The 23,860-nt window shown below is 65.6% G+C and carries 17 protein-coding genes and 1 pseudogene; 12 read left to right on the top strand and 6 right to left on the bottom strand.

The annotated features are described in order from the left end of the window. Window positions 1-114: pseudogene (locus tag ACOHX0_RS19980) on the top strand (IS5/IS1182 family transposase); the annotation flags it as partial. Window positions 115-234: 120 nt separating this feature from the next. Here the strand turns inward: ACOHX0_RS19980 and dnaE are convergent. Beyond that, window positions 235-3,747, bottom strand: coding sequence for a DNA polymerase III subunit alpha (gene dnaE / locus ACOHX0_RS19975; RefSeq protein ID WP_420678996.1), 3,513 nt, complete (start codon window positions 3,745-3,747; stop codon window positions 235-237). Window positions 3,748-4,108: 361 nt separating this feature from the next. Between dnaE and xdhA the strand changes: the two genes are divergently transcribed. The 10 genes from xdhA (at window position 4,109) to ACOHX0_RS19925 (ending at window position 16,475) form a co-directional block, all read left to right on the top strand. After that, window positions 4,109-5,485 carry a xanthine dehydrogenase small subunit gene (xdhA, locus tag ACOHX0_RS19970; protein ID WP_420678995.1) on the top strand — a complete coding sequence of 459 codons (1,377 nt, stop codon included), beginning with the start codon at window positions 4,109-4,111 and terminating at the stop codon, window positions 5,483-5,485. Next, window positions 5,482-7,878, top strand: a complete 2,397-nt coding sequence (gene xdhB / locus ACOHX0_RS19965) for a xanthine dehydrogenase molybdopterin binding subunit (protein WP_420678994.1) — start codon at window positions 5,482-5,484, stop codon at window positions 7,876-7,878. Before xdhA ends, xdhB begins: the two co-directional genes overlap by 4 nt. Beyond that, entirely contained in the window at window positions 7,868-8,815 is a 948-nt protein-coding gene (gene xdhC / locus ACOHX0_RS19960) for a xanthine dehydrogenase accessory protein XdhC (RefSeq protein ID WP_420678992.1), read from the top strand. Before xdhB ends, xdhC begins: the two co-directional genes overlap by 11 nt. Further along, entirely contained in the window at window positions 8,812-10,329 is a 1,518-nt protein-coding gene (locus ACOHX0_RS19955) for an ABC transporter ATP-binding protein (RefSeq protein WP_420678991.1), read from the top strand. Before xdhC ends, ACOHX0_RS19955 begins: the two co-directional genes overlap by 4 nt. 100 nt (window positions 10,330-10,429) lie before the next feature. Beyond that, window positions 10,430-11,512, top strand: a complete 1,083-nt coding sequence (locus tag ACOHX0_RS19950) for an ABC transporter permease (protein WP_420678990.1) — start codon at window positions 10,430-10,432, stop codon at window positions 11,510-11,512. After that, window positions 11,512-12,432 carry an ABC transporter permease gene (locus ACOHX0_RS19945; RefSeq protein WP_420678989.1) on the top strand — a complete coding sequence of 307 codons (921 nt, stop codon included), beginning with the start codon at window positions 11,512-11,514 and terminating at the stop codon, window positions 12,430-12,432. The genes ACOHX0_RS19950 and ACOHX0_RS19945 overlap by 1 nt, the downstream gene beginning before the upstream one ends. A gap of 65 nt (window positions 12,433-12,497) precedes the next feature. Then, window positions 12,498-13,574: a BMP family ABC transporter substrate-binding protein gene (locus ACOHX0_RS19940; RefSeq protein ID WP_420678988.1), complete on the top strand. Its 1,077-nt coding sequence runs from the start codon at window positions 12,498-12,500 to the stop codon at window positions 13,572-13,574. A 211-nt stretch (window positions 13,575-13,785) separates the two neighbouring features. Beyond that, window positions 13,786-14,727, top strand: a complete 942-nt coding sequence (locus ACOHX0_RS19935) for an aldo/keto reductase (RefSeq protein ID WP_420678987.1) — start codon at window positions 13,786-13,788, stop codon at window positions 14,725-14,727. Between the two features lie 3 nt (window positions 14,728-14,730). Beyond that, window positions 14,731-15,807, top strand: a complete 1,077-nt coding sequence (locus ACOHX0_RS19930; RefSeq protein WP_420678986.1) for an NAD(P)/FAD-dependent oxidoreductase — start codon at window positions 14,731-14,733, stop codon at window positions 15,805-15,807. Continuing rightward, entirely contained in the window at window positions 15,807-16,475 is a 669-nt protein-coding gene (locus tag ACOHX0_RS19925; protein ID WP_420678984.1) for a DUF938 domain-containing protein, read from the top strand. The genes ACOHX0_RS19930 and ACOHX0_RS19925 overlap by 1 nt, the downstream gene beginning before the upstream one ends. A gap of 105 nt (window positions 16,476-16,580) precedes the next feature. Here the strand turns inward: ACOHX0_RS19925 and ACOHX0_RS19920 are convergent, their stop codons facing one another. Further along, window positions 16,581-17,432 (bottom strand): LysR family transcriptional regulator, encoded by an 852-nt coding sequence (locus ACOHX0_RS19920; RefSeq protein ID WP_420678983.1) that lies wholly within the window; start codon window positions 17,430-17,432, stop codon window positions 16,581-16,583. A gap of 98 nt (window positions 17,433-17,530) precedes the next feature. Between ACOHX0_RS19920 and ACOHX0_RS19915 the strand changes: the two genes are divergently transcribed. Further along, complete coding sequence (locus ACOHX0_RS19915) at window positions 17,531-18,121, top strand: HD domain-containing protein (RefSeq protein WP_420678982.1); 591 nt, start codon at window positions 17,531-17,533, stop codon at window positions 18,119-18,121. A gap of 72 nt (window positions 18,122-18,193) precedes the next feature. On the opposite strand, the gene ACOHX0_RS19910 is transcribed toward ACOHX0_RS19915, so the two are convergent. From ACOHX0_RS19910 to ACOHX0_RS19895, 4 genes are all read right to left on the bottom strand, one after another. Next, window positions 18,194-18,613 carry a PRC-barrel domain-containing protein gene (locus ACOHX0_RS19910; RefSeq protein WP_420678981.1) on the bottom strand — a complete coding sequence of 140 codons (420 nt, stop codon included), beginning with the start codon at window positions 18,611-18,613 and terminating at the stop codon, window positions 18,194-18,196. A gap of 360 nt (window positions 18,614-18,973) precedes the next feature. Beyond that, entirely contained in the window at window positions 18,974-19,246 is a 273-nt protein-coding gene (locus ACOHX0_RS19905; protein ID WP_420678980.1) for a hypothetical protein, read from the bottom strand. A gap of 293 nt (window positions 19,247-19,539) precedes the next feature. Then, entirely contained in the window at window positions 19,540-22,047 is a 2,508-nt protein-coding gene (locus tag ACOHX0_RS19900) for a GcvT family protein (RefSeq protein WP_420678979.1), read from the bottom strand. A gap of 360 nt (window positions 22,048-22,407) precedes the next feature. After that, on the bottom strand, window positions 22,408-23,811 hold the full coding sequence (locus ACOHX0_RS19895) for an FAD-binding oxidoreductase (protein ID WP_420678978.1): 1,404 nt from the start codon (window positions 23,809-23,811) through the stop codon (window positions 22,408-22,410). Window positions 23,812-23,860: the final 49 nt, after the last annotated feature.

Raw genomic sequence — 23,860 nt, 5'->3', positions numbered from 1 at the left:
ATCATGTTCGGCAGGCTGAAGGATTGGCGGCGTGTGGCGACCCGATACGACAGATGCCCGAAGGTCTTCCTCTCAGCCATCGCCCTCGCCGCACTCGTCATTTACTGGCTATGAGTCCTGACCCTAGATCCCTGCTTTCGAGAAGGAATGGAGTGGCTAATCAATGCCATAAAGTTGCCCAAAGACGTCCCAGAAAGAATTCAATCAATGCTAGATGCGAGCAGATAGCGGTCCTCAAATCTCCTCCACATCCAGCACGCCTTCGAGCGACTTCAGCGCGCCCTTGATCTGGGGGTTGATCGGGAAGGGCTGGCCCAGGTCCATCTCCACGTCGCCGGGCAGGCCCGAGTCCTGCAGGTACATGTAGATCTCGCCCCGCGCGGCGTTGCGGGCAGCGGATTTGGCGTCCTCCAGAACTTGCGCTACCGTCGCCACCGCGGCGGCGTCGCCAATGTAGACGCGCAACGAACTGCGCCCGGCATCCGCAATCGCCGCGTCCACCGGCCCGACCGAGCGCACCAGGAGCTTCAGCTGGTCGCTCTCCATCGTCGCCTCCGCGGTGATCACCACCTTGGCGCCGGTGTCGAGGAACTCGCGGCTCTTCTCCAGCACCTCGGAGAACAGCGTGACTTCGAAAGCGCCGGACGGGTCGGACAGCTGGGCAAAGGCGAAGCGGTTGCCGCGGGCCGATTTGCGCTCCTGCCGGCCCGCCACCACACCCGCCATCTTGGCCATGAAGGGGCCGCGTTCGGCCTTGGCCGTCACCTCGTCCAGCGTCATCACATCCTTGCGCTTGAGCGCCGGCATGTAATCGTCAAGCGGATGCCCCGAGAGGTAAAAGCCGACGGCCTTGAATTCCTCGCTCAGCCGCTCGGCGGGCAGCCAGTCCGGCACCGCCGCCAGCCGCGGCTCCGGCAGGTCGTCACCCGCCTCCCCGAACAGCGATACCTGGTTGGAATTCTTCTGTTCATGGATCGCGGCGGAGTAGCCAACCAGCGCCTCCAGGCTGTCGAACACCCGGCGGCGGTTGGGGTCGAGCTGGTCGAAAGCCCCGGCCCGCGCCATCATCTCCAAGGGCCGCTTGCCGACCTTCTTGAGGTTCACCCGGCGGGCAAAATCGTAAAGGTTGACAAAGGGCCGCTCGCGCCCGTCCTCGGTCCGCGCCGCCGTCACCAGCCGCATCACGTCGAGGCCGACGTTCTTCAGCGCGCCCAGCGCATAGACCAGCTCGCCGTTCATCACGTTGAAGGTTGCAAGCGAGCGGTTGACGCAAGGCGGCACGTATTTCAGGCCCAGCCCCTTTCGGACCTCCTCGAAGTAGATGGCCAGCTTGTCGGTCAGGTGGATATCGCAATTCATGACACCCGCCATGAACTCCACCGGATGGTTCGCCTTGAGCCAGCCGGTTTGGTAGGAGACCACCGCATAGGCCGCCGCGTGCGACTTGTTGAAGCCGTAGTTGGCGAATTTCTCCAACAGGTCGAAGACCTCGCTGGCCTTCTTGGCTGGCACGCCGTTTTCCGCAGCCCCCTTCTCGAACTTCGGACGTTCGGCGTCCATCGCCTCCTTGATCTTCTTGCCCATGGCGCGGCGCAAGAGGTCGGCGCCGCCAAGCGAATAGCCCGCCATCACCTGGGCGATCTGCATCACCTGCTCCTGGTAGACGATGATGCCTTGGGTTTCCTCCAGGATGTGGTCGATCAGCGGATGCACCGAGGTGATCTTGCGCTGGCCGTTCTTCACCTCGCAGTAGACCGGGATATTCTCCATCGGGCCGGGACGGTACAGCGCCACAAGCGCCACGATGTCTTCGATGCAGGTGGGCTTCATGCGCTTCAGCGCGTCCATCATGCCGGTGGATTCCACCTGGAACACCGCCACCGTCTTGGCCCGCGAGTAGAGGTCGTAGGTGACCTTGTCATCCAGCGGAATGGCGTTGATCTCGTTCTCGGCGCCTTCGGGCGGATCGTAAAGCCGGGTGCCATCGGCGGAAGTATGCAGATCGCGGCCCGACTGGCGGATCAGGTTCACCGCGTTCTGGATCACGGTGAGCGTCTTCAGGCCCAGGAAGTCGAACTTCACCAGCCCCGCCTGCTCCACCCATTTCATGTTGAACTGGGTGGCCGGCATGTCCGAGCGCGGATCCTGGTAGAGCGGCACCAGCGCATCCAGCGGCCGGTCGCCGATCACCACGCCCGCGGCGTGGGTGGAGGCATTCCTGAGCAGGCCCTCGACCTGCTGCCCGTACGTCAGAAGCCGGTCCACCACCGGCTCGTTGCAGGCTTCTTCCTTGAGGCGCGGCTCGTCCTGCAGCGCCTTCTCGATGGATACGGGCTTCACGCCCTCGACCGGGATCATCTTCGACAGGCGGTCCACCTGGCCATAGGGCATCTGCAGCACCCGGCCGATGTCGCGCACCGCCGCCTTGGACAGGAGCGCACCGAAGGTGATGATCTGCCCGACCTTGTCGCGGCCGTATTTCTCCTGCACGTAGCGGATCACCTCTTCGCGCCGGTCCATGCAGAAGTCGATGTCGAAGTCGGGCATCGACACCCGTTCCGGGTTCAGGAAGCGTTCGAACAGCAGCGAGTAGCGCAAGGGGTCGAGGTCGGTGATGGTCAGCGCATAGGCCACCAGGGAGCCCGCTCCCGAACCCCGGCCCGGCCCCACCGGGATGCCCTGCTCCTTGGCCCACTTGATGAAGTCGGCCACGATCAGGAAGTACCCGGGGAAGCCCATGCCCTCGATGATGCCCAGCTCGAAATCGAGCCGCTCCTGGTACTCCTCCACACTCACCGCATGCGGGATCACCGCCAGCCGGTTCTGCAGGCCCTCGTTGGCCTGGCGGCGCAGTTCCTGGACCTCGTCATCGGCGAATTTCGGCAGGATCGGGTCGCGAAGGGCGGCCATGAAAGCACAGCGGCGCGCGATTTCCACCGTGTTCTCGACCGCCTCCGGCAGGTCGGCAAACAGGGTCACCATTTCCTGCTGGCTCTTGAAGTAATGCTGCGCGGTCAGGCGGCGGCGCGGCTCGGCCTGATCGACATAGGCGCCTTCCGCGATGCAGATCATCGCGTCATGCGCCTCGTACATCTCCGGGTTGGGGAAGTAGACGTCATTGGTGGCGACCAGCGGCAGATCCATCGCATAGGCCATCTCCACATGGCCGCGCTCGGTGAGCCGCTCCGCTTCCGGCTGGCCGTCCTCGCCCGGATGACGCTGCAGTTCCACATAAAGCCGGTCGGGGAAGATGTCCTTCAGCCGCTGCATCAACGCCTCGGCCGCCGGGCGCTGGCGCTGCTGCAGCAGCTGGCCAACCGGCCCCTCCGGCCCGCCGCTAAGGCAGATCAGCCCGGCGCTGTTGGCTTCCAGATCAACCAGCGTCACCTGCGGCAGCTGGCCGCCCTTGTCGACGTAAAGACAGGAGGAGAGACGCATCAGCCCCTCGTAGCCCTCTTCGTTCTGGGCCAGCAGCACCAGCGGCGCCGGCAGCTTGGGCTTGCCGCCCGGCTCGGCCTCCTGGAAGGTCAGATCTACCTGGCAGCCGACGATCGGCTGGATGCCCGCACCGGACAGGGTGACCGAGAACTCCAGTGCCGAGAACATCGCATTGGTATCGGTGACCGCAATCGCGGGCATCTCGTGCTTTTTGCAGAGATCCGGCAGCTTCTTGAGGCGCAGCGCGCCCTCGAGAAGCGAGTATTCGGTATGGGTGCGCAGGTGTATGAATCGGGGAGAGCTGGTCATGCCGGCAAGCTACCCGATCCGCGCGGCGGGGCGAAGGCCCATTTGCGGTTGCGCGGCAGGCCTGCACAGCGCCGGGCACGGGGCGCCGGACCATTCGGAAAAAATTGAAAGTGCTTCCAGTGCAAGCAGCAGATCAGATACAGCAAGCCGCTAGAATTATTAGATAATAATACGCAAGCCTGCTGCGATGAAACATTCTGTCGCCCGGTTTTCTGCATTGCGGTGTCAGTTTTTCTTGCCAGAACGCGGCAATGCTCCCTAGGCTATTGATCAGCAAGCAAAAGCAAGGCCCGCCACTCTTTCTACGCCGCATCGAAGGAGGGCATATCGGGTTCACGGGGTAAGGCGGCGGGTTTCAGCTATGACGGTTACCTTTCATCTCAACGGTGAGGAGGTAAGCCTGCCGCACCCCGACCCGGCAGCAACCCTGCTCGACTGGCTGCGCGAAGACCGTGGACTGACCGGGACCAAGGAAGGCTGCAACGAGGGCGACTGCGGCGCCTGCACGGTGATGGTGACGGACGCGCAGGGCAGCAAGCCCCTGAACGCCTGCATCCTGTTCCTGCCGCAGCTCCACGGCAAGGCGGTGCGCACCGTCGAAGGCGCGGCCGGCCCCGATGGCACCCTGCACCCGGTGCAGGAGGCAATGGTGCAGCATCACGGCAGCCAGTGCGGCTTCTGCACTCCGGGTTTCATCATGGCGATGGTCACCGCCCACGCCAATGACGCAAAGGACTACGACGACCAGCTTGCAGGCAACCTCTGCCGCTGCACCGGCTACGTCCCGATTATCCGCGCGGCGGAGGCCGCCGCCAGCCACCCGGTGCCGGACTGGATCGCGCAGGATGCCAACTTCGTCCTGCCGGACATACCCCGGGGGGAGACCCCTCTCCTGCCTGCCTCCTCCGACGAACTGGCGGCACTCTATGAAGAGCACCCCGACGCCACCCTCGTGGCCGGCGCCACCGACGTTGGCCTCTGGGTCACCAAGGGCCTGCGTGCGCTGCCGCAGATGATCTTCCTCGACGGCTGCGCCGATCTGAAGGAGATCACCATCACCGACGACGGCGTGCGCATCGGCGCCATGGCTGACATGAACCGGATGCGCGCGGCGATGCAGGACCTGCACCCCTCCTACGCCGAAATGGCGCGCCGCTTTGCCTCCCAGCAGATACGGGCGGCGGCAACCGTGGGCGGCAATATCGCCAATGGCTCGCCGATCGGGGACAACCCGCCTGCGCTCATCGCGCTCGGGGCCACTCTGCACCTTCGCAAAGGCGAAACCCGGCGGGAGATGCCGCTGGAGGACTTCTTCCTCGACTACGGTAAGCAGGACCGCCAGCCGGGCGAGTTTGTCGAGGCCGTCAGCTTCCTCCGCCAGCCGGACGTGTTGCGGGTCTACAAGCTCTCGAAGCGCTTCGATCAGGACATCTCCGCCGTGCTGGGCGCTTTCAACGTGACGGTGGAGGACGGCACCGTGACTGCCGCCCGCATCGCCTTTGGCGGCATGGCGGGAATTCCGAAACGCGCAAATCACGTGGAGGACGCGCTGATCGGCGAGCCTTGGAGCGAGGCCGCGATCCAGAAGGCCGCCGCCGCCTTCGATCAGGACTTCACCCCGATGACCGACATGCGCGCCTCCGCCGGCTACCGGCTGGAAACCGCCCGCAACATGCTGGCGCGCTATTATGCTGACCTTTCCGGCGAGCCCGTCTCGGTGCTGGAGGTGCAGTCATGAGCGTGACCAAACCTCTGCCCCATGACGCCGCCCGCCTGCATGTGACCGGGGCAGCGCGGTATGTGGACGACATTCCCACGCCGCGGGGCACACTGCACCTGGCCTTCGGCCTCTCTCCCATCGCCAAGGGGCGGATCACCGCGATGGATCTCACCGAGGTGAAAGAAAGCCCCGGCGTGGTGGCGGTGCTCACGGCGTCCGATCTGCCGTTCGACAATGACGTCTCCCCCTCGCTGCACGACGAGCCGCTGCTGGCGGACGGTACGGTGCACTACATAGGGCAGCAGGTTTTCCTGGTGGTGGCCGACAGCCACCGCCACGCCCGCGTCGCCGCCCGCAAGGGCCGCGTCGATTACGCAGAGGAGGAAGCGCTGCTGAGCCTCGATGCCGCGCTGGCCGCAGACAGCCGCTTTGAGGATGGCCCGCGCATCTATCAGAAGGGCGACACGGCCGAGGCCATCGACACCGCCCCGCATGTGGTGGAGGACACCTTCGAGATCGGCGGCCAGGAGCATTTCTACCTCGAAGGCCAGGCCGCAATGGCGCTGCCGCAGGAAGATGGCGGCATGCTCGTGCATTCCTCCACTCAGCACCCGACCGAGATCCAGCACAAGGTGGCCGAGGCGATCGGCCTGCCGATGCACTCGGTCCGGGTGGAGACCCGGCGCATGGGCGGCGGTTTTGGCGGCAAGGAAAGCCAGGGCAACGCGCTGGCGGTGGCCTGTGCCGTCGCCGCGCGGCTCACCGGAAAGCCCTGCAAGATGCGCTACGACCGCGACGACGACATGGTGATCACCGGCAAGCGCCATGCCTTCCGGATCTCCTACCGGGCCGGTTTCGACGAGGACGGGCGCCTGCAGGGGGTGGAGTTCCTGCATCTGGTCAACTGCGGCTGGGCGCAGGATCTGTCGCTGCCGGTCGCCGACCGTGCCATGCTGCATGCCGACAACGCCTATCTGATCCCCGCCGTGCGGATCGAGAGCCACCGGCTCAAGACCAACCTGCAAAGCGCCACCGCCTACCGCGGCTTTGGCGGCCCGCAGGGGATGGTCGGGATCGAGCGGGTGATGGACCACATCGCCCATAGCCTCGGCCGCGACCCGCTGGAAGTGCGGCGGCTGAACTACTACGCGCCGATGCAGGACGGCGAGGCCGCCCCCGGCGAGGCTCACGACCGGCGCAAGCTTCCTGAAGGCGGCGGCGACCTCACCTCCCGCGGGGCCGCCCCGCAGCCTGCCGAGGTGCCAGAGCCGCCAGCTGGAGTGCAGACAACGCCCTACCACATGCCGGTCGAGGACTTCATTCTGCACGAGATGACCGAGCAGCTGGCGGAAAGCGCCGATTACGCCGCCCGGCGCGAGGCGGTGCGGCAGTGGAACCGCGAGAACGCTTTTATCAAGAAGGGCATCGCCTTCTCCCCCGTCAAGTTCGGCATCTCCTTCACCCTCACGCACCTCAACCAGGCCGGCGCGCTGGTGCATGTCTACCAGGACGGCTCCATCCACATGAACCACGGCGGCACCGAGATGGGCCAAGGCCTGTTCCAGAAGGTGGCGCAGGTGGCCGCGAGCCGCTTTGGCGTGGGCTTGGAGATGGTGAAGATCACCGCTACCGACACCGCCAAGGTGCCCAACACTTCGGCCACTGCGGCCTCCTCCGGCTCCGACCTCAACGGCATGGCGGTGAAGGCCGCCTGCGACGAGATCCGTGCCCGGATCGAGGATCTGCTGGCCGAGCGCTACCAGACCCGCGACATCCGCTTTGCGGGCGGAAAGGTGCATGTGGGCGGCGAGGTGCTGACCTTTGCCCAAGCTGCCAAGCTGGCCTACGAAAACCGCGTCAGCCTCAGCGCCACCGGCTTCTACAAGACTCCCAAGATCGAATGGGATCGCATCAAGGGCCGCGGGCGGCCATTCTTCTATTTTGCCTATGGCGCGGCAATCACCGAAGTGGCGCTGGACGGGCGCACCGGCGAGAACCGCATCCTGCGCTGCGACATCCTGCATGACGCGGGCGCCTCGCTGAACCCGGCGCTGGACAAGGGCCAGGTCGAGGGCGGCTATGTGCAGGGTGCAGGCTGGCTAACTACCGAGGAGCTGGTCTGGGACGGCGCCGGGCGGCTCAGGACCCATGCGCCCTCCACCTACAAGATCCCGGCCTGTTCGGACCGCCCGGATGTCTTCAACGTCGAGTTGTTCAATTGCACCAACCGCGAAAGCACCATCTACCGCTCCAAAGCGGTAGGCGAGCCGCCCTTCATGCTGGGCATTTCCGCCTGGCTGGCGCTGAGCGATGCAGCCGCGGCATTCGGTGACGGCTACCCGCATCTGAACGCGCCTGCCACGGCGGAGGAGCTCTGGCGCGTCACGCGGAGGCTGCGCGATGGGATTTGACGTCGAAGAGCTCCGGCAGGCAGTGGAAGCGCAGGACCGCGTGGTCCGCGTGGTGATTGCCGCCGTGCGCGGCCACGCCCCGCGCGAGCCCGGTGCCGCCATGCTGGTCTGGGAGGGCGGCCAATCGGGCACCATCGGCGGCGGCGCCCTGGAATACGAGGCGGCGGAGGCGGCGCGGCAGCAGACCAAGGCGTCGGTGCTCAGCAACCATGCGCTGGGGCCTCAGCTGGGCCAGTGCTGCGGCGGCTCGGTGACGCTGCTGAGCGAAGTTTATACGGCGGCGGAGACTTCAGCGCTGGACACAGAGGTCATCGCCCGCCCGGCGGCGTCTATGCCAGTACCCGCAGAGATCCCGCTTCCGGTCAGCCGCATCCTCGCCGCCGCCCGCAGCCAGGGCCGCACCCCTGAGCCGCAGCTGGCGGACGGCTGGATGATCGAGGCCGTCCATCGCCCCGAGACTCCCCTGTGGATCTGGGGAGCGGGCCATGTCGGCCGCGCGCTTGTCGATGTGCTCGCCCCGCTGCCCGGGCTGGAGATCACCTGGATCGACACCGCGGCAGAGCGTTTTCCGGCCCGGATCCCGCCGCAGGTCACCCAGCTGGTGGCGGCAGATCCTGTGCTCCTGCTGCGTCATGCCCCTGGAAACGCACAACATTTGGTGCTGACCTATTCCCATGCGCTGGATCTGGCGCTATGCCACGGCCTGCTGGGTCACGGTTTTGCCTTTGCCGGGCTGATCGGCTCGGCCACGAAATGGGCGCGGTTCCGCTCGCGCCTTTCTGCCCTGGGCCATGCCCCGGAGCAGATCACCAGGATCACTTGCCCCATCGGCGATCCGCAACTGGGCAAACATCCGCAAATGATTGCGGTCGGCGTCGCGGCACAGCTGCTGCGGCTCGGTGCCAAGAATGAATTGAAAGAGGACCGCCGCGCGTGACCGTACCACTCTTGAGCCTGCAGGGTCTGACCAAGGCCTATCCCGGAGTCGTGGCCAACGACACTGTTTCCTTCGACATCGGCGAAGGCGAAGTGCATGCCCTCCTGGGCGAAAACGGGGCCGGGAAATCCACTCTGGTGAAGATGATCTACGGGCTGGTGAAGCCCGACAGCGGCAGGATGCTGCTGCGCGGCGAACCGTTTGAGCCGGGCGAGCCGCGCCAGGCCCGTGCCGATGGCATCGCCATGGTGTTCCAGCATTTCTCCCTGTTCGACGCGCTGAACGTGGCGGAGAACATCGCCCTTGGCATGGAAAACCCGCCGCCGATGCGCGACCTGGCCGCCCGCATCCGCGAGGTGTCGGAGACCTACGGCCTGCCGCTCGATCCGTTCCGCACCGTCGGCGACCTGTCTGCCGGGGAGCGCCAGCGGGTGGAGATCATCCGCTGCCTGCTGCAGGATCCGAAGCTTCTGATCATGGACGAGCCGACCTCGGTGCTGACGCCGCAGGAAGTGGATATCCTGTTCGAAACCTTGCAGAAACTGCGCAGCGAGGGCACCTCGATCCTCTATATCAGCCACAAATTGGAAGAGATCCGCACGCTCTGCGACCACGCCACCATCCTGCGGCTGGGCAAGAACGTGGGCGAATGCACGCCCTCCAAAACCTCGGCCCGCGACATGGCCGAGATGATGGTCGGCACCGCGCTGCAGACGCCCGAACGCTCGGGCCGCGCGCTCGGTGAAGTGGCGCTGGATATCTCAGGCCTCTCGGTGCCCGCGCCCTCGGCCTTTGGCACCGCGCTGAAGAACGTGCATCTGACTGTGCGCAAAGGTGAGATCCTGGGCGTCGGCGGCGTGGCCGGCAATGGCCAGGACGAGCTTTTGGGCGTGCTGTCGGGCGAGACCCTGACCGCCGCGGATGCAGTGAAGCTGCATGGTCAACCGATCGGCCGCCTCGGCCCCACCGCGCGGCGCCGGCTGGGAGTGCTGGCCGCACCCGAAGAACGCCTCGGCCACGCCGCGGCGCCGGACATGAGCCTGACGGAGAATGCCATGCTGACCGCCTCGGTGCGGGAGAAGCTGGAAAACAACGGCTTCCTGAACTGGGGCGCCGCCAAGGATTTTGCCGAGCGTGTGATCGAGGCTTTCGACGTGCGCACCCCCGGCCCCGGCAATGCGGCGCGCTCGCTCTCCGGCGGCAACCTGCAGAAGTTCGTGATCGGCCGCGAGGTGCTGCAAGATCCCGAAGTGCTGGTGGTGAACCAGCCCACCTGGGGCGTCGACGCCGCGGCCGCTGCGGCAATCCGCCAGTCGCTGCTGGATCTGGCCGCCAAAGGCGCGGCCGTCATCTGCATCAGTCAGGACCTGGACGAGCTGATGGAGATCTCCGACAACTTTGCCGCGCTGAACGAAGGCCGCCTGAGCGCCCCGCGCGAAGCGATGGGCCTCACCGTGGATGAGATCGGGCTGATGATGGGCGGCGCGCATGGCATGGAAGTGGCTCATGTGTAAGCCGGTGCCCAGTTTTTTCGCTTCCCCTCTCGGCGGCAAAGCCGCCTGCCGGGCAAGGGGCGAGAGTATTTTTGGCAAGATGAATGAAGGAGCCGTCTGAATGATCCGGCTTGAGAAACGGCCGCAGCCGTCGCGCGCCTGGTCGCTGGCCACGCCGCTGGTGGCGGTTCTGGCCACGATGGTGTTCGGCGGGCTGCTGTTCGCCGCGCTTGGCAAACCGCCCGTCGAGGCGATCCGCATTATTTTCTGGGACCCGCTGTTCGGCGAGTTTGCCTTCTACTACCGGCCGCAGCTCCTGGTGAAGGGCGCGCCCTTGGTGCTGATCGCCATCGGCCTGTCCCTGGGCTTCCGCGCGGGCATCTGGAACATCGGCGCCGAGGGCCAGTACATCATGGGCGCCATCTGCGGCGCCGGGGCGGGGCTGGCCTTCTATCCGTTGGAGGCCTTCTACATCTTCCCGGTCATGGTGATTGCCGGCGCGCTTGGCGGCTGGGCCTGGGCAATGATCCCGGCAGTGCTGAAAGTGCGCTTTGGCACCAACGAGATCCTGGTGTCGCTGATGCTGGTCTATGTGGCCGAACAGCTGCTGGCCTCGGTCTCCCTTGGACTGCTCAAGAACCCCGAGGGCTTCGGCTTCCCCGGTTCGCGCAACCTTCAGGCCTATGACAGCGCCCACAACGCCGAACTGATCGCCGGAACCGGCATGCACTGGGGCGTGGTGGCGGCGCTGGTCGCGGTGATCTTTGCCTATGTGCTCTTGAACCGCCACATGACCGGCTACCACATCCGACTGACCGGCGAGGCGCCGCGCGCGGCGCGCTTTGCGGGCGTCAACCCGGCGCGGCTGATCCTGTTCTGCCTTGGCACCTCCGGCGCGCTGGCGGGGCTTGCGGGAATGTTCGAGGTCTCCGGCCCGTCCGGCCAGATCTCAATCGATTTCAACGTGGGTTATGGCTTCACCGCCATCATCGTCGCCTTCCTGGGCCGCCTGCACCCTGTCGGCATCCTGCTGGCGGGCGGGCTGATGGCGCTGACCTACATCGGCGGTGACATTGCGCAGTCGAACCTGCAGCTGCCCGCGGCAGCCATCCAGGTGTTCCAGGGGATGCTGTTGTTCTTCCTCCTGGCCTTCGACCTGCTCACCAATTTCCGCATCGCAATCGGCAAGCCTGAGGTGGCATGATGGACCTTTCTGCAATCAACCCGGTCCTGCTGATCGCCTCGCTGATGGTCGCGGCCACGCCGCTCTTGCTGGCCGCCATCGGCGAGCTGGTGGTGGAGAAATCCGGTGTGCTGAACCTCGGCGTCGAGGGGATGATGATCGTCGGCGCCATCGCGGGCTTTGCCACCGCGGTGGAAAGCGGCTCGCCCCTCTTCGGCTTCATCGCCGCGGCGCTTGCCGGCGCGGCGCTGTCGGTGCTGTTTGCCATCCTCACCCAGTTTGCGCTGGCAAACCAGGTCGCCTCCGGCCTGGCGCTCACCCTCTTCGGGCTCGGGCTGTCGGCGCTGATGGGGCAGCGCTATGTCGGCGTCAAGCCGCCGCAGATGGGCGATATCCGCTTCCCGGTCCTGAGCGAGATTCCGGTTCTGGGGCCCATCCTGTTCAGCCATGACATCGTCCTCTACTTCGGCATAGTGCTGACCGCGGCGGTCTGGTGGATGCTGAAATATTCGCGCATGGGGCTGGTCCTGCGCGCGGTGGGCGAAAGCCACGACGCCGCCCATGCGCTTGGCTACAAGGTGGTGAAGATCCGCCTGATGGCGATCATGTTCGGCGGCGCCTGCGCCGGTCTTGGCGGTGCCTACATCAGCCTGATCCGGGTGCCGCAATGGACCGAGGGCATGACCGCGGGCATCGGCTGGATTGCCCTCGCTCTGGTGGTCTTTGCCAGCTGGAAGCCGTGGCGCGCGCTGGCCGGTGCCTATCTCTTCGGCGGCGTCACCGTGGTGCAGCTCAATCTGCAGGCCGCGGGCGTTGCCATCCCGGTCGAGTATCTGGCAATGTCGCCCTATCTGATCACGATCCTTGTGCTGGTTATTCTTTCTGCCGACAAGAGCAGCGCTCCGGCCTCGCTGGGCCGCAATTTCCACGCCGCCCGCTAGCGCGGGGGCCTACGCCCGCCCCGGGCTGCCGGGGCCAAACAAAACCAACTTGGGAGAGCCCGTTGATGAAACTGACAACCCTTCTCACCAGTGCCGCAATGGCCCTGGGCCTGGCCGGCGGCGCGCTGGCCGCCGAAGACAAGACCAAAGTGGGCTTCGTCTATGTCGGCCCGGTAGGCGATGGCGGCTGGACCTACGAGCACGACCAGGGCCGCAAGGCGGTCGTGGCGGAGTTCGGCGACAAGGTCGAAACCGTCTACGTGGAAAACGTGGCCGAAGGCCCGGACGCCGAGCGGGTGATGACTCAGATGGCGCTGGAAGGCGCGGACCTGATCTTCACCACTTCTTTCGGCTACATGGATCCGACCATCAACGTCGCCAAGAAGTTCCCGAACGTGAAGTTCGAGCACGCCACCGGCTACAAGCGCGCCGAGAACGTCTCGACCTACTCCGCCCGCTTCTACGAAGGCCGCGCCGTGCAAGGCACAATCGCGGGCCACATGACCGAGAGCAACATCGTCGGCTATATCGGCTCCTACCCGATCCCGGAAGTGATCCGCGGCATCAACTCGGCCTATATCCACGCCAAGAAGGTGAACCCCGACGTTCAATTCAAGATCGTCTGGGCCTTCACGTGGTTCGACCCGGCGAAAGAGGCCGACGCCGCCAAGGTGCTGATCGAACAGGGCGCCGACGTGATCCTGCAGCACACCGACTCCACCGCACCGCAAGCCGCTGCACAGGCGGCGGGCAATGTGATCACTTTCGGCCAGGCCTCCGACATGGCGGAATACGCGCCGAAGCCGCGGGTCTCCTCGATTATCGACAACTGGGCGCCCTACTACATCGAGCGCACCAAGGCGGTGATGGACGGCACTTGGGAGAGCGTCGACACTTGGCACGGCATCAAGGAAGGCATGGTCGAGATCGGCGAGATTTCCGACGCGGTGCCGGCCGAAATCAAGGAAGCCGCGCTGGCGGTCAAGGAAGCCATCGCCAGCGGTGAGCACCACGCCTTCACCGGCCCGCTGAACAAGCAGGACGGCACGCCCTGGCTGGCTGAAGGCGAAACCGCCGATGACGGCACGCTGGCGGGCATGAACTTCTATGTCGAAGGCATCGAAGGCGACATCCCGCAGTAAGCCCTCGGCTTTCCCGACACCGGAAAGGCCCGCCGCACGGCGGGCCTTTATTGTTGCGCACCCCTTGATGCGCTGCGCCGGGCTCACGCGGGCGCCGGAAAATTCGAAATTTTCCGGCCAAGAATTTTTCAAAATTCTTCCCCGCCGCCCTATCGGCGGCATCGGCCAAATCGCGCTTTCGCATGGTCCGGTCCTGTGCCACTCTCCGCGCATGAGCAGGATTCTGACCACTCCGGATGGCACTCCGGCCAGCCGTTTTGCCTTTGGCAGCATGCAGTTCGGCGGCCGCGCCGATGAGGCGCAGTCGGCCGCCATGTATGCCGCCTGCAGGGCCGCGGGCATCAATCACTTCGATACCGCCTGGGTCTATACCGATGGCCGCTCGGAACGGATCCTGGGCCGGCTGATCGGCGGCGAGCGCGACCGGTTGCTGATCGCCACCAAGGCGGGCTACTCGGGCGGCGCGGGGGCGGAGAACATCCGCAAGCAATTCGACGAAAGCCGCCGGCGCCTGGGCCTGGAGATGGTCGACATCCTCTACCTGCACCGGTTCGACCCGGACACGGACCTGCTTGAGACGCTCGAATGCCTCGCCACGCTGCAGGATGCCGGGCTGATCCGCTATGCGGGCTTGTCGAATTTCGCCGCCTGGCAGGTGATGAAGGCGCAGATGGAAGGCGCGGCCTCGGGCCTTGCCATCGACATCCTGCAGCCGATGTATTCGCTGGTGAAGCGCCAGGCCGAGGTCGAAATCCTGCCGATGTGCGCCGATCAGGACATCGCTGTGGCACCCTATTCGCCGCTGGGTGGCGGGCTTTTGAGCGGCAAATACGCCGCAGGCAGCAGCGGGCGGCTGGACGAGGATCCGCGCTACAACCGCCGCTATGGCGAAGCGCACATGCACGAGACCGCCCGGCAACTGGCGGAGCTGGCGGCGGAGCGCGGCACCCACCCGGCAACTCTCGCCGTGGCCTGGGCCGCGGCGCATACCTGCCGGCCGATGCCGATCATCTCCGGCCGCGACGCGGTCCAGCTCAGGCCCTCGCTGGCGGCGCTGGACTTTCGGATGGACGGCGCGCTCTACCAGGCCATCGCCGCGCTCAGCCCGCGGCCCGCGCCCGCCACAGACCGGCTCGAAGAACAGGAGGCTTGAGCGATGCAGGATTTCCTCGTGATCGGCGGCGGCATCGCGGGCTTGAGCGCAGCAGCCCGGCTCTCCGCACTCGGCAGCGTCACCGTGCTGGAGATGGAGGACGCGCTTGGCTACCACGCCTCGGGCCGTTCCGCAGCGCTGTTCGAGCAGAACTACGGCAACGCCGCGGTTGTGGCGCTGAGCCGGGCGAGCGCCGCCTACCACCGGGAGGCCAATGGCGGCTACCTCACCCCGCGCGGGCTGCTGCTTGTGGCGGGGCCGGAGGAGGCTGCACTCTTTGAGCGCGACTGCGACGCGCTGCGAATGGCGCCGCTGGACCTGGAGGAAGCGCGCGCCATGGTGCCTATCCTGAAGCCCGGCGCCGTGGCCCATACTGCAATCAGCAGCGCCGCCGAAGATATCGACACCGACCGGATGCTGCAGGACTTCGCCAGGACCATACGCGCGGGCGGCGGCAGGGTGGTGACAAAAGCGGCCGTCACCGCGATCACCCGCACCGCGCGCGGCTGGCAACTGCAGGCGGGCGGCGAGGCGTATGAAGGCCGCCAGCTGGTCAACGCGGCGGGCGCCTGGGCCGACCGCATCGCATCACTAGCAGGCATCGCGCCCGTTGGCCTGCAGCCGCGGCGGCGCTCCATGGCGCGGCTGCCCGCACCCGCCGACCATGACGTGCGCGGCTGGCCGATGCTGATCGGCGCAGGCGAAACCTGGTACGCCAAGCCGGACGCGGGCAAGCTGCTGGTCTCCCCCGCCGATACCGGCCTGGTGGAGCCGCATGATGCCTTCGCCGACGACATGGTGCTGGCCGAGGGGCTCGCCCGCTACGAGGCGATGGTGAGCGAGCCGGTCACCCGGGTGGAAGCCAACTGGGCCGGGCTGCGCAGCTTTGTGGCGGACGGGGCGCTGGTGCTGGGGCCTGACCCTGCCTGCCCGGATTTCATCTGGTGCGCGGCGCAAGGCGGCTACGGCTTCCAGACCGCGCCCGCCGCCTCGCAAATGCTGGCCGATCTGGTGGCGGGCCGCAGCCCGGAGCTGGAGGCCGCAGCGGTGACGGCGCTCCGCCCGGACCGGCTGCGCTGATGCCCCTGCGCGGGGTGCCCGGCGCGGCCCCGGTGGCGCGGCCTGACGCAGGCTTGGAGACGGGCAAGCTCACTGCCCCGGCCGCGGCGCGCAACGCGCCCGCGATTTGCGAACTGCTCCTGCGCATCGCGCCGGAGCGCGGCCACGCGCTGGAACTGGCCAGCGGCACCGGCCAGCACGTGGTGGCCTTTGCCGCCCGCCTGCCGCAGCTCAACTGGCAACCGAGCGAGCTGGACCCGTCCCGGCTCGCCAGCATCCAGGCCTATACGGCTGAAGCCGGACGCGGCAACCTCAAGGCGCCGGCCGAACTGGACGCCACAGCACCGGGCTGGGCGGCGGCACATCCTGGGCAGGACCTGATCGTGCTGGTCAACCTGCTGCACCTGATCAGCGAGAGCGAGGCGCAGGTGCTGATCCGCGAAGCCTCCGCCGCCCTCGCCCCCGGTGGCCGCTTCGTGCTCTATGGCCCCTTTCTGCGGGCAGGGCGGCTGACCAGCGCTGGCGACCGCGCGTTTCACACAAGCCTCAAGGCGCATGACCCCGAGACCGGCTACAAGGACGATCGCGCAGTCCGGAACTGGCTGGACGCGGCCGGACTGCATCTGCTCGAGGCAGCGGAAATGCCAGCCAACAACCTTGCTTTTGTTACCGAAAAACCGGCTGGCTGAGACCTGGCGGCTGCAACGGGGCCCCGGATTCCGGCACGGAATCCGGGCCGGAAAATCTCCATTTTCCGGTTTGGCCGGCACCGGTTCCAGCCGCGGGCGGCGGGGTCATCCGGCGGACCGAAGCGCGCGCAAGCCCGAAAGCACCGTGCGGATCTGCTCCAGTGCCGGGTTGCCCGGCAGATAGAGCGCCTTGCAGCTCAAGAGCAGCTCCGGCGCGCCTTCGGCCACATGCAGGCGCCCGTCCGCCAGGGCCTCCGCCGCCATCACGGCCGGAAAATACCCCGCGCCGCCACGCTCCATCAGGTAGCGCAGACCCATCGGGGCATTGCCCAGAACAACCTGCTGATGGCCGCCGCGCGGCAGCACCTGTGCAACCCCTGCCTGATATTCGCGGCCAAGCTCCAGGTTGACGAACAGCGGCAGCGCATCCCGCTCCAGCCGCAAGGGCCGGTCCGAGAGCAGCAGCAGGCGCTCGGGCGGCAGTTCCTCCACGCCCAGCCGGGTGCCCGCGGGCACCTCGTTCACGATCGCCAGATCCAAGAGCCGCTGCGCCACCGCCTCGTCCATGTTCAGCAGGTGGTCGTAGTTGAGGGTAAATGGCACCGTGCCCTGCCGCCGCTCCAGCCGGACCACCACATCCACGAGAAGCGCATCCCAGACCGACAGCGCAGCCCCAAGACGCAGCGGCGCCTGCCGGACAAGGCTGCCGCGCAAGCCCCCGGACACCATCTCCCAGCTGCGCACCAGTTGCACCGCGTGGGGCAGGAACTGCCGTCCCGCCGCGCTGAGCCTTGCGCCGCCGGGACCGCGCTCGAACAGGGCGGTGCCGAGCCGCTCCTCCAACGCTTTGATGCGGGCGCTCACGGCAGTCTGGGTAATGTGCAGCCGCGCCGCTGCGGCGTGAAAGCTGCCGGTTGCCTCGATGGCGAGAAAGGTCTCGAAAGCGCTGATCTGCATATGAGCAATATTTCTGCTCACAATGACCAAATCAATTCGTTTTTCTGCTCGCCCGCCCGCCGCTAGCCTCATCCGGACACAAGCGAGGAACAACGACTATGCCCGACCAAACATGCAAACCCGGCTGGACCAGTTTCGAACAGGCCACGGCGGCGGACTGGGCCGCGGTGGTGGAGTATGAGGCCGCCTACAACGCCGCCCTGCCCGGCCGCATCCTGGACGCGATCCGCTCCCTTGACGAGGCGTGGACGCCCTACCCGGTCAACCGTTTCCAGCACAGCTTGCAGGCCGCGACGCGGGCCTACGCGGACGGCGCCGAGGAGGAGTTCGTGGTGGCCGCCTTGGTGCATGACATCGGCGACATCCTGTCGCCCTACAACCACGGCGAACTGGCGGCGGCGATGCTGAAACCCTATGTGAGCGAGAAATGCTACTGGATTATGAAGCACCACTGTGTGTTCCAGGGATATTACTACAATCACCATCTGGGCGGCGACCGCCACGCGCGGGACAGATACCGCAACAGCCCTTATTGGGAGGACTGCCGCTACTTTTGCCATGAATACGACCAATGCGCCTTCGACCCGGACTACCCGACACGGCCATTGGAATTCTTCGAGCCGATCCTGCGGCGGGTCCTGACACGGGGCAATGGCCATATGGAACTGAACCAGACCGCATCGGACTGAACCGGGTGCACGACGGCAGTCCGCGCACAAAAAAAGAGGGGCCATGCGGCCCCTCTTCCAGGTTAGGAACAGTTAGTCCCACCAGCCTTCGTCGACCGAGGGCATTTCTTCCAGCTGCTCTTCGGTGAATCGGGTGACGATCACGTATTTCTTGTCATCGACCGGCGTCAGACGCATGTTCTCGACGGGGATCATCACGTGTTTGTCGCCCACGTCCAGAAAGCCGCCAACTTCCGCCACGACGCCGATCATCTGGCCGCTGCGGTCCAGGATAATGTCTTCGATCTCACCGATGTCGTTCCAGTCCGGGCCAACGCCGTCAGCTTCCCAGTTGCCCCAGGTGTCGTCATCCATCGGGCCGTTCAGCGTGTAGATGTCGCCGCCGGTGATATCACGGGTGCGGATCAGGCCGTCGGTGTCCATGCTTGTTTCCGCCAGTGCGGGTGCTGCTGCGATACCTGCGGCGAGAGCGATGGTTGCGAGACGTTTCATGTGTCTTCTCCTTTGCCAGTTGCTTCATCAAGGTAACGAGTGCCGCGCGCGAAAGTTCCTGAAAAACGCGAGACAAGTCTGAGTCTTTGCCGGAGGCCGCCGTCTCGGCGGACCCGCAGGCCGCGGGAAGCAGACACAGGAGGATGCTGTGGACCGTGCGTTGCGCGCCGCCACACGGGCCAGACAGGCCGCGCCTGGCCCGAATGGAACCTCCGGATTTCATATCCGAACGGGGACGGCAGGAGGGCTTCGTTCGGATCGGGCCGGTCCGGACGGACCGGCGCTCGCAAGCGCCAGTCCCGCGAGCGCCCGGAATCAAAGCAACGCCGCCAGGCCAGCGCCTGCCCGCGGAGTTTCAGATCAGCTTTCCCTGCGCAGTTCTCCGACAAGCCAGTCGATCTCGTCAGTTGCTCCGAAACCTTCATCGCTAAGGCGGACAACTGCGGTCTTTACAAGTTCCACGTCGATGTCTTGCGCCGCACTGGATGCTGCAACAGCTTCAAAGTCAGCAGGACCGCAGACAAATACGCTTCTGCGCTGAAGATCGTCCAAAAACTCTATGAAGCCCGAGGAATGGAGAACTTCAGCGGCCAATTCAAGCGGTCCAACGCACAAGTTGTCAAAGGTCTTCATGGGGCCTTTGGTTAAGTGGACCTCCTCTCAGTAATGCAATTGATGAATGCAACGGGCGACAGCGAGCAGCCTTCCCGTATGAGTGTTCACGGGCTGCGGAAGCCAAGGCGGGTAATCCATGCCTGAAGAATGGCGGGATTGCCCAACCCTGTGCAAGCGCGAAGGTTTCACTGCCCCAACAAGAAAGCCCCGGCACATCGGCCGGGGCTTTCTCGTTTCCATACCGGCGGAATTCCTGGGAACTCCGCCTTCGTCACGGATGAGTGCCCACTGGACACCCGTCCAGGCGTCCTTCACCCGTTCTGGCGGATGGTCTCGTTCTTCGGGTCGTAGGGGCTGTCGCAGGTGACGACCGCATCCCACAGTTTGTCCTGGATCTTGACCTTCAACTGAGTGCCTTCCACCGCCTGCTCGGGCTTCACGTAGCCCATGCCGATCGACTTCTCGAAAGCCACCGAGTAGCCGCCGGAGGTCAGGCGCCCGACGCGGGTTCCGTCTTCGGTATAAAGCGCCTCGCGGCCCCAGGGATCGGCGTCCGCCGGGCCGTCGATCAGCAGGGTACAGCATTTGACGCGCACACCGGTCTCGACCAGTTTGTCCTTGCCGTGGAAGTCCTTCTCCAAATCGACAAAGCGCGGCAGGTCGGCTTCCAGCGGGGTCGCGTCACGGCCAAGCTCGTTGCCGAAGGCGCGGTAGCTCTTCTCCTGGCGCAGCCAGTTCTGGGCGCGGGCGCCAACCAGCTTCATGCCGTGTTTCTCGCCGGCCTTCTCCAGCAGGTCGAACAGGTAGTTCTGCATCTCGATCGGGTGATGCAGTTCCCAGCCGAGTTCACCGGTGTAGGCAACGCGGATCGCATTGACCGGGCACATGCCCAGTTCGATCTGCTTGGCCGACAGCCAGGGGAAGCGCTTGTTCGACAGCGCGGTTTCCGGATCCGCGTCGTTGATCACCTCTTTCAGCACATCGCGGGACTTGGGACCTGCGATGGCGAAGACGCCCCACTGGGTGGTCACGTCCTGGATCTCGATATAGCCGAATTCTTCCATCTTGTCTTCGGCGGCCTTGCGCAGGAAGTCCGCGTCATACTCGGACCAGGCACCTGCGGAGACCAGATAGTAGTTGTTCTCGCCGTTGCGCACGATGGTGTATTCGGTGCGGGTGGTGCCAAGCGAGGTCAGCGCGTAGGTCAGGTTGATGCGGCCGACTTTCGGCAGCTTGTTGCAGGTGAACCAGTCCAGAAACTGCGTGGCACCGGGGCCTTTGACCACATGTTTGGTGAACGCGGTTGCGTCGATCAGGCCCACGCCTTCGCGGATCGCCTTGGCCTCTTCCACCGCATGCTGCCACCAGTCTCCCCGGCGGAAGCTGCGGGCATCATGGTCGAAGTTTTCCGGCGCATCCAGCGGACCGTAGTAGTTCGGGCGTTCCCAGCCGTTGACAAATCCGAACTGGGCGCCGCGCGCCTTCTGCCGGTCGTAGGCAGGTGCGGTGCGCAAGGGCCGGCAAGCCGGGCGTTCTTCGTCCGGGTGGTGCAGGATGTAGACGTGATCGTAGCACTCTTCGTTCTTGCGGGCCGCGAACTCGGTGGTCATCCAGTTCTGGCTGTAGCGTTTCGGGTCGAGCGAGGCCATGTCGATCTCGGCTTCGCCGTCGACCATCATCTGCGCCAGATAGTAACCGGTGCCGCCAGCGGCGGTGATCCCGAAGGAGAAGCCCTCTGCCAGCCACATGTTGCGCAGGCCAGGAGCCGGGCCAACCAGCGGGTTGCCATCGGGTGTGTAGCAGATCGGGCCGTTGAAGTCGTCCTTGAGGCCCGACTCCTCGCAGGAGGGCATCCGGTGGATCATCGCCATGTACTGCTCTTCGATCCGCTCCAGATCCAGCGGGAACAGGTCGGCGCGGAAGCTGTCGGGCACGCCGTGCTCGAAACAGGCGGGGGCGTGCTTTTCGTAGACGCCCAGGATCCAGCCGCCGCGTTCCTCGCGCACGTAGGACTGCGCGTCGGCGTCGCGGATCACCGGGTGTTCCGGGTTGCCTTCCTCGCGGTACTGCTGCAGCGAGGGGTCGGCGTCGGTGACGATGAACTGGTGCTCAACCGGGATGGCCGGCATCTTGATACCCAGCATCCTGGCGGTGCGCTGCGCATGGTTGCCCGACGCGGTGACCACATGTTCGGCCGAGACCACGATCTGCTCCTCGCCGGGCACCAGGTTTCCGCCTTTCTCGACCATCTTGGTCAGGGTGACGTCCCAGTGATCGCCCTTCCATTCGAAGGCATCGGCCTGCCACTTGCGCTCGATCGCGACACCGCGCTGGCGCGCGCCCTTGGCCATCGCCTGGGTCACGTCGGCCGGGTTGATGTAGCCGTCTTCGGTGTGGTAAATCGCACCCTTCAGGTCTTCGGTATTGATCAGCGGCCAGCGCGCCTTGATCTCATCCGGGGTCAGCCACTCGTATTTCACGCCGCAGGTTTCCGCGGTGGAGGCATAGAGCATGTACTCATCCATGCGCTCCTGCGTCTGTGCCATCCGCAGGTTGCCGACCACGGCAAAGCCCGCGTTGAGCCCGGTTTCCGCTTCCAGGGTCTTGTAGAAATCGACCGAGTACTTGTGGATGTGGGTGGTGGCATAAGACATGTTGAACAGCGGCAGCAGGCCAGCCGCATGCCAGGTCGAGCCCGAGGTCAGCTCGTCACGCTCGATCAGCATGACGTCGTCCCAGCCCGCTTTGGCCAGGTGGTAGGCAATCGAGGCACCAACGGCACCGCCGCCGACAACCAGTGCTTTGACTTGGGTTTTCATTCGCCCGCTCTCCGGAGTTGTGGGATTCTTGATCACGGTTTATGCCGAAGCGCGGAACAGTGCGCGAAATCCATCCGACCCAAAAACCGACAAAACCGACCTGAGCCTGCCGGCAGGGCGGAATTCTTGCCTCTGGCAGGCAGGAGCGCCCTTGATCGGCGCGAATTTCGCCCTCGCCGCGCCGGGCGGGCGCCTGCCCGTAAAGCGGCGCTGAGCGAACATTGCAGGGAAGTTTATCCCGGCGAAGTGCCTCAAAGGTCCGGCAGGGTGCAGCGGTTGCCAGAGCGCCAGCGCGCGGGGACGGGCAGGCGCTCGCCCGGCGCCTTCGGCTTGTTCCGGGCGGCTGGTTCCGAGCGCGGTTCAGATCTCCAGAATCTTGCCTGGATTGAGGATGTTTTCCGGGTCCAGCGCCGCCTTCACCGCCGCCATGTAGCGGGTGGCCGCGCCAAGCTCCTTTTGCAGATAGGGCCGCTTGCCCTGGCCGATGCCGTGCTCGCCAGTACACGTGCCCTCCATCGAGATCGCCAGATCGTTGAGCCAGCCGATGTAGTCGTCGGCCTTCTGCCGCTCCGCCGCGCTCTCCATGTCGATCAGCAGCAGCGCGTGGAAATTGCCGTCGCCCACATGGCCCACCATCGGCGCCATCAGTTCCAGTTCCTCGGCCTTGGCGCGCGCAGCACCCACGCATTCCGCCAGCCGCGACACCGGCACACAGACATCGGTGGAGATGCCCTTGGCGGAGGGGCGCAGCTGCAGGCAGGCCCAGTACATGTCATGGCGCGCCTGCCACAGCGCGTTGCGCTCCTCCGCGGTGGAGGCGGCGGCGAAGTCGAAGCCGCCGAATTCCTCCGCAATGCCGCCGAAGGTCTCCGCTTGCTCCACAACCCCCGCATCAGAGCCGTGGAATTCTAGCAGCAGCAGCGGCGTTTCCGGCAATTCCAGCTTGGAATAGGCATTGGCGGCGCGCACACTCAGCGCGTCCAGGAGTTCGATCCGCGCGACCGGGATACCGTATTGGATGGTCATCATCACCGCCCGGCAGGCGTCGTCGACCGAGCGGAAGGAGCAGCGTGCAGAGCGGATCGCCTCTGGAATGCCCTGCAGCTTCAGTGTCAGCTCGGTGATCAGCCCCAGTGTGCCCTCGGAGCCGACCAGCAGCCGGGTAAAATCATACCCGGCCGCGGATTTGCGCGCCCGCTGGGCGGTGCGGATCACGCCGCCATCGGCCATCACTGCCTCCAGCCCCAGAACATTGTCCTTCATAGTGCCATAGCGCACCGCATTGGTGCCCGAGGCGCGCGTCGCCGCCATACCGCCAAGCGAGGCATTGGCGCCGGGGTCGATCGGGAAAAACAGCCCCTGATCGCGCAGATGGGTGTTGAGCTGCTCGCGCGTGACGCCGGGCTGCACCACCACGTCGAGGTCCTCCGGGTGAACGGCGATGATCTTGTCCATCCGCATCAGGTCGATGCAGATGCCGCCCGCCGGCGCGTTCACATGCCCCTCCAGCGAAGTGCCGGTGCCGAAGGGGATCACCGGCACGCCATGCTCGGCGCAGACCTTCACGATGGCCGAGACCTCTTCGGTGGAGCTGGGGAACACCACCGCGTCGGGCGCCTGGGTGACGATCCAGGTGGTGGTATGACCGTGCTGCTCGCGGATCGCCTGGCCGGTCTGCAACCGCTCGCCGAATTGCTGTTTCAGGATATCTACGGCGGCTTTGATGCCGGCCTCGTTGCGCGGCAGCGATGTGGCTTGCACCATGTGCGGGTCTCCCTGTGACTGGTATGCGGACACACCATTTCTTTTCCCG

This window comes from Cribrihabitans pelagius, from assembly GCF_048820915.1.
GTDB classification, from domain to species: Bacteria; Pseudomonadota; Alphaproteobacteria; order Rhodobacterales; family Rhodobacteraceae; genus Cribrihabitans_A; species Cribrihabitans_A pelagius.
The sequence above is the reverse complement of the archived record's forward strand: the minus strand, read 5'-3'. Positions and strand labels throughout refer to the sequence as shown.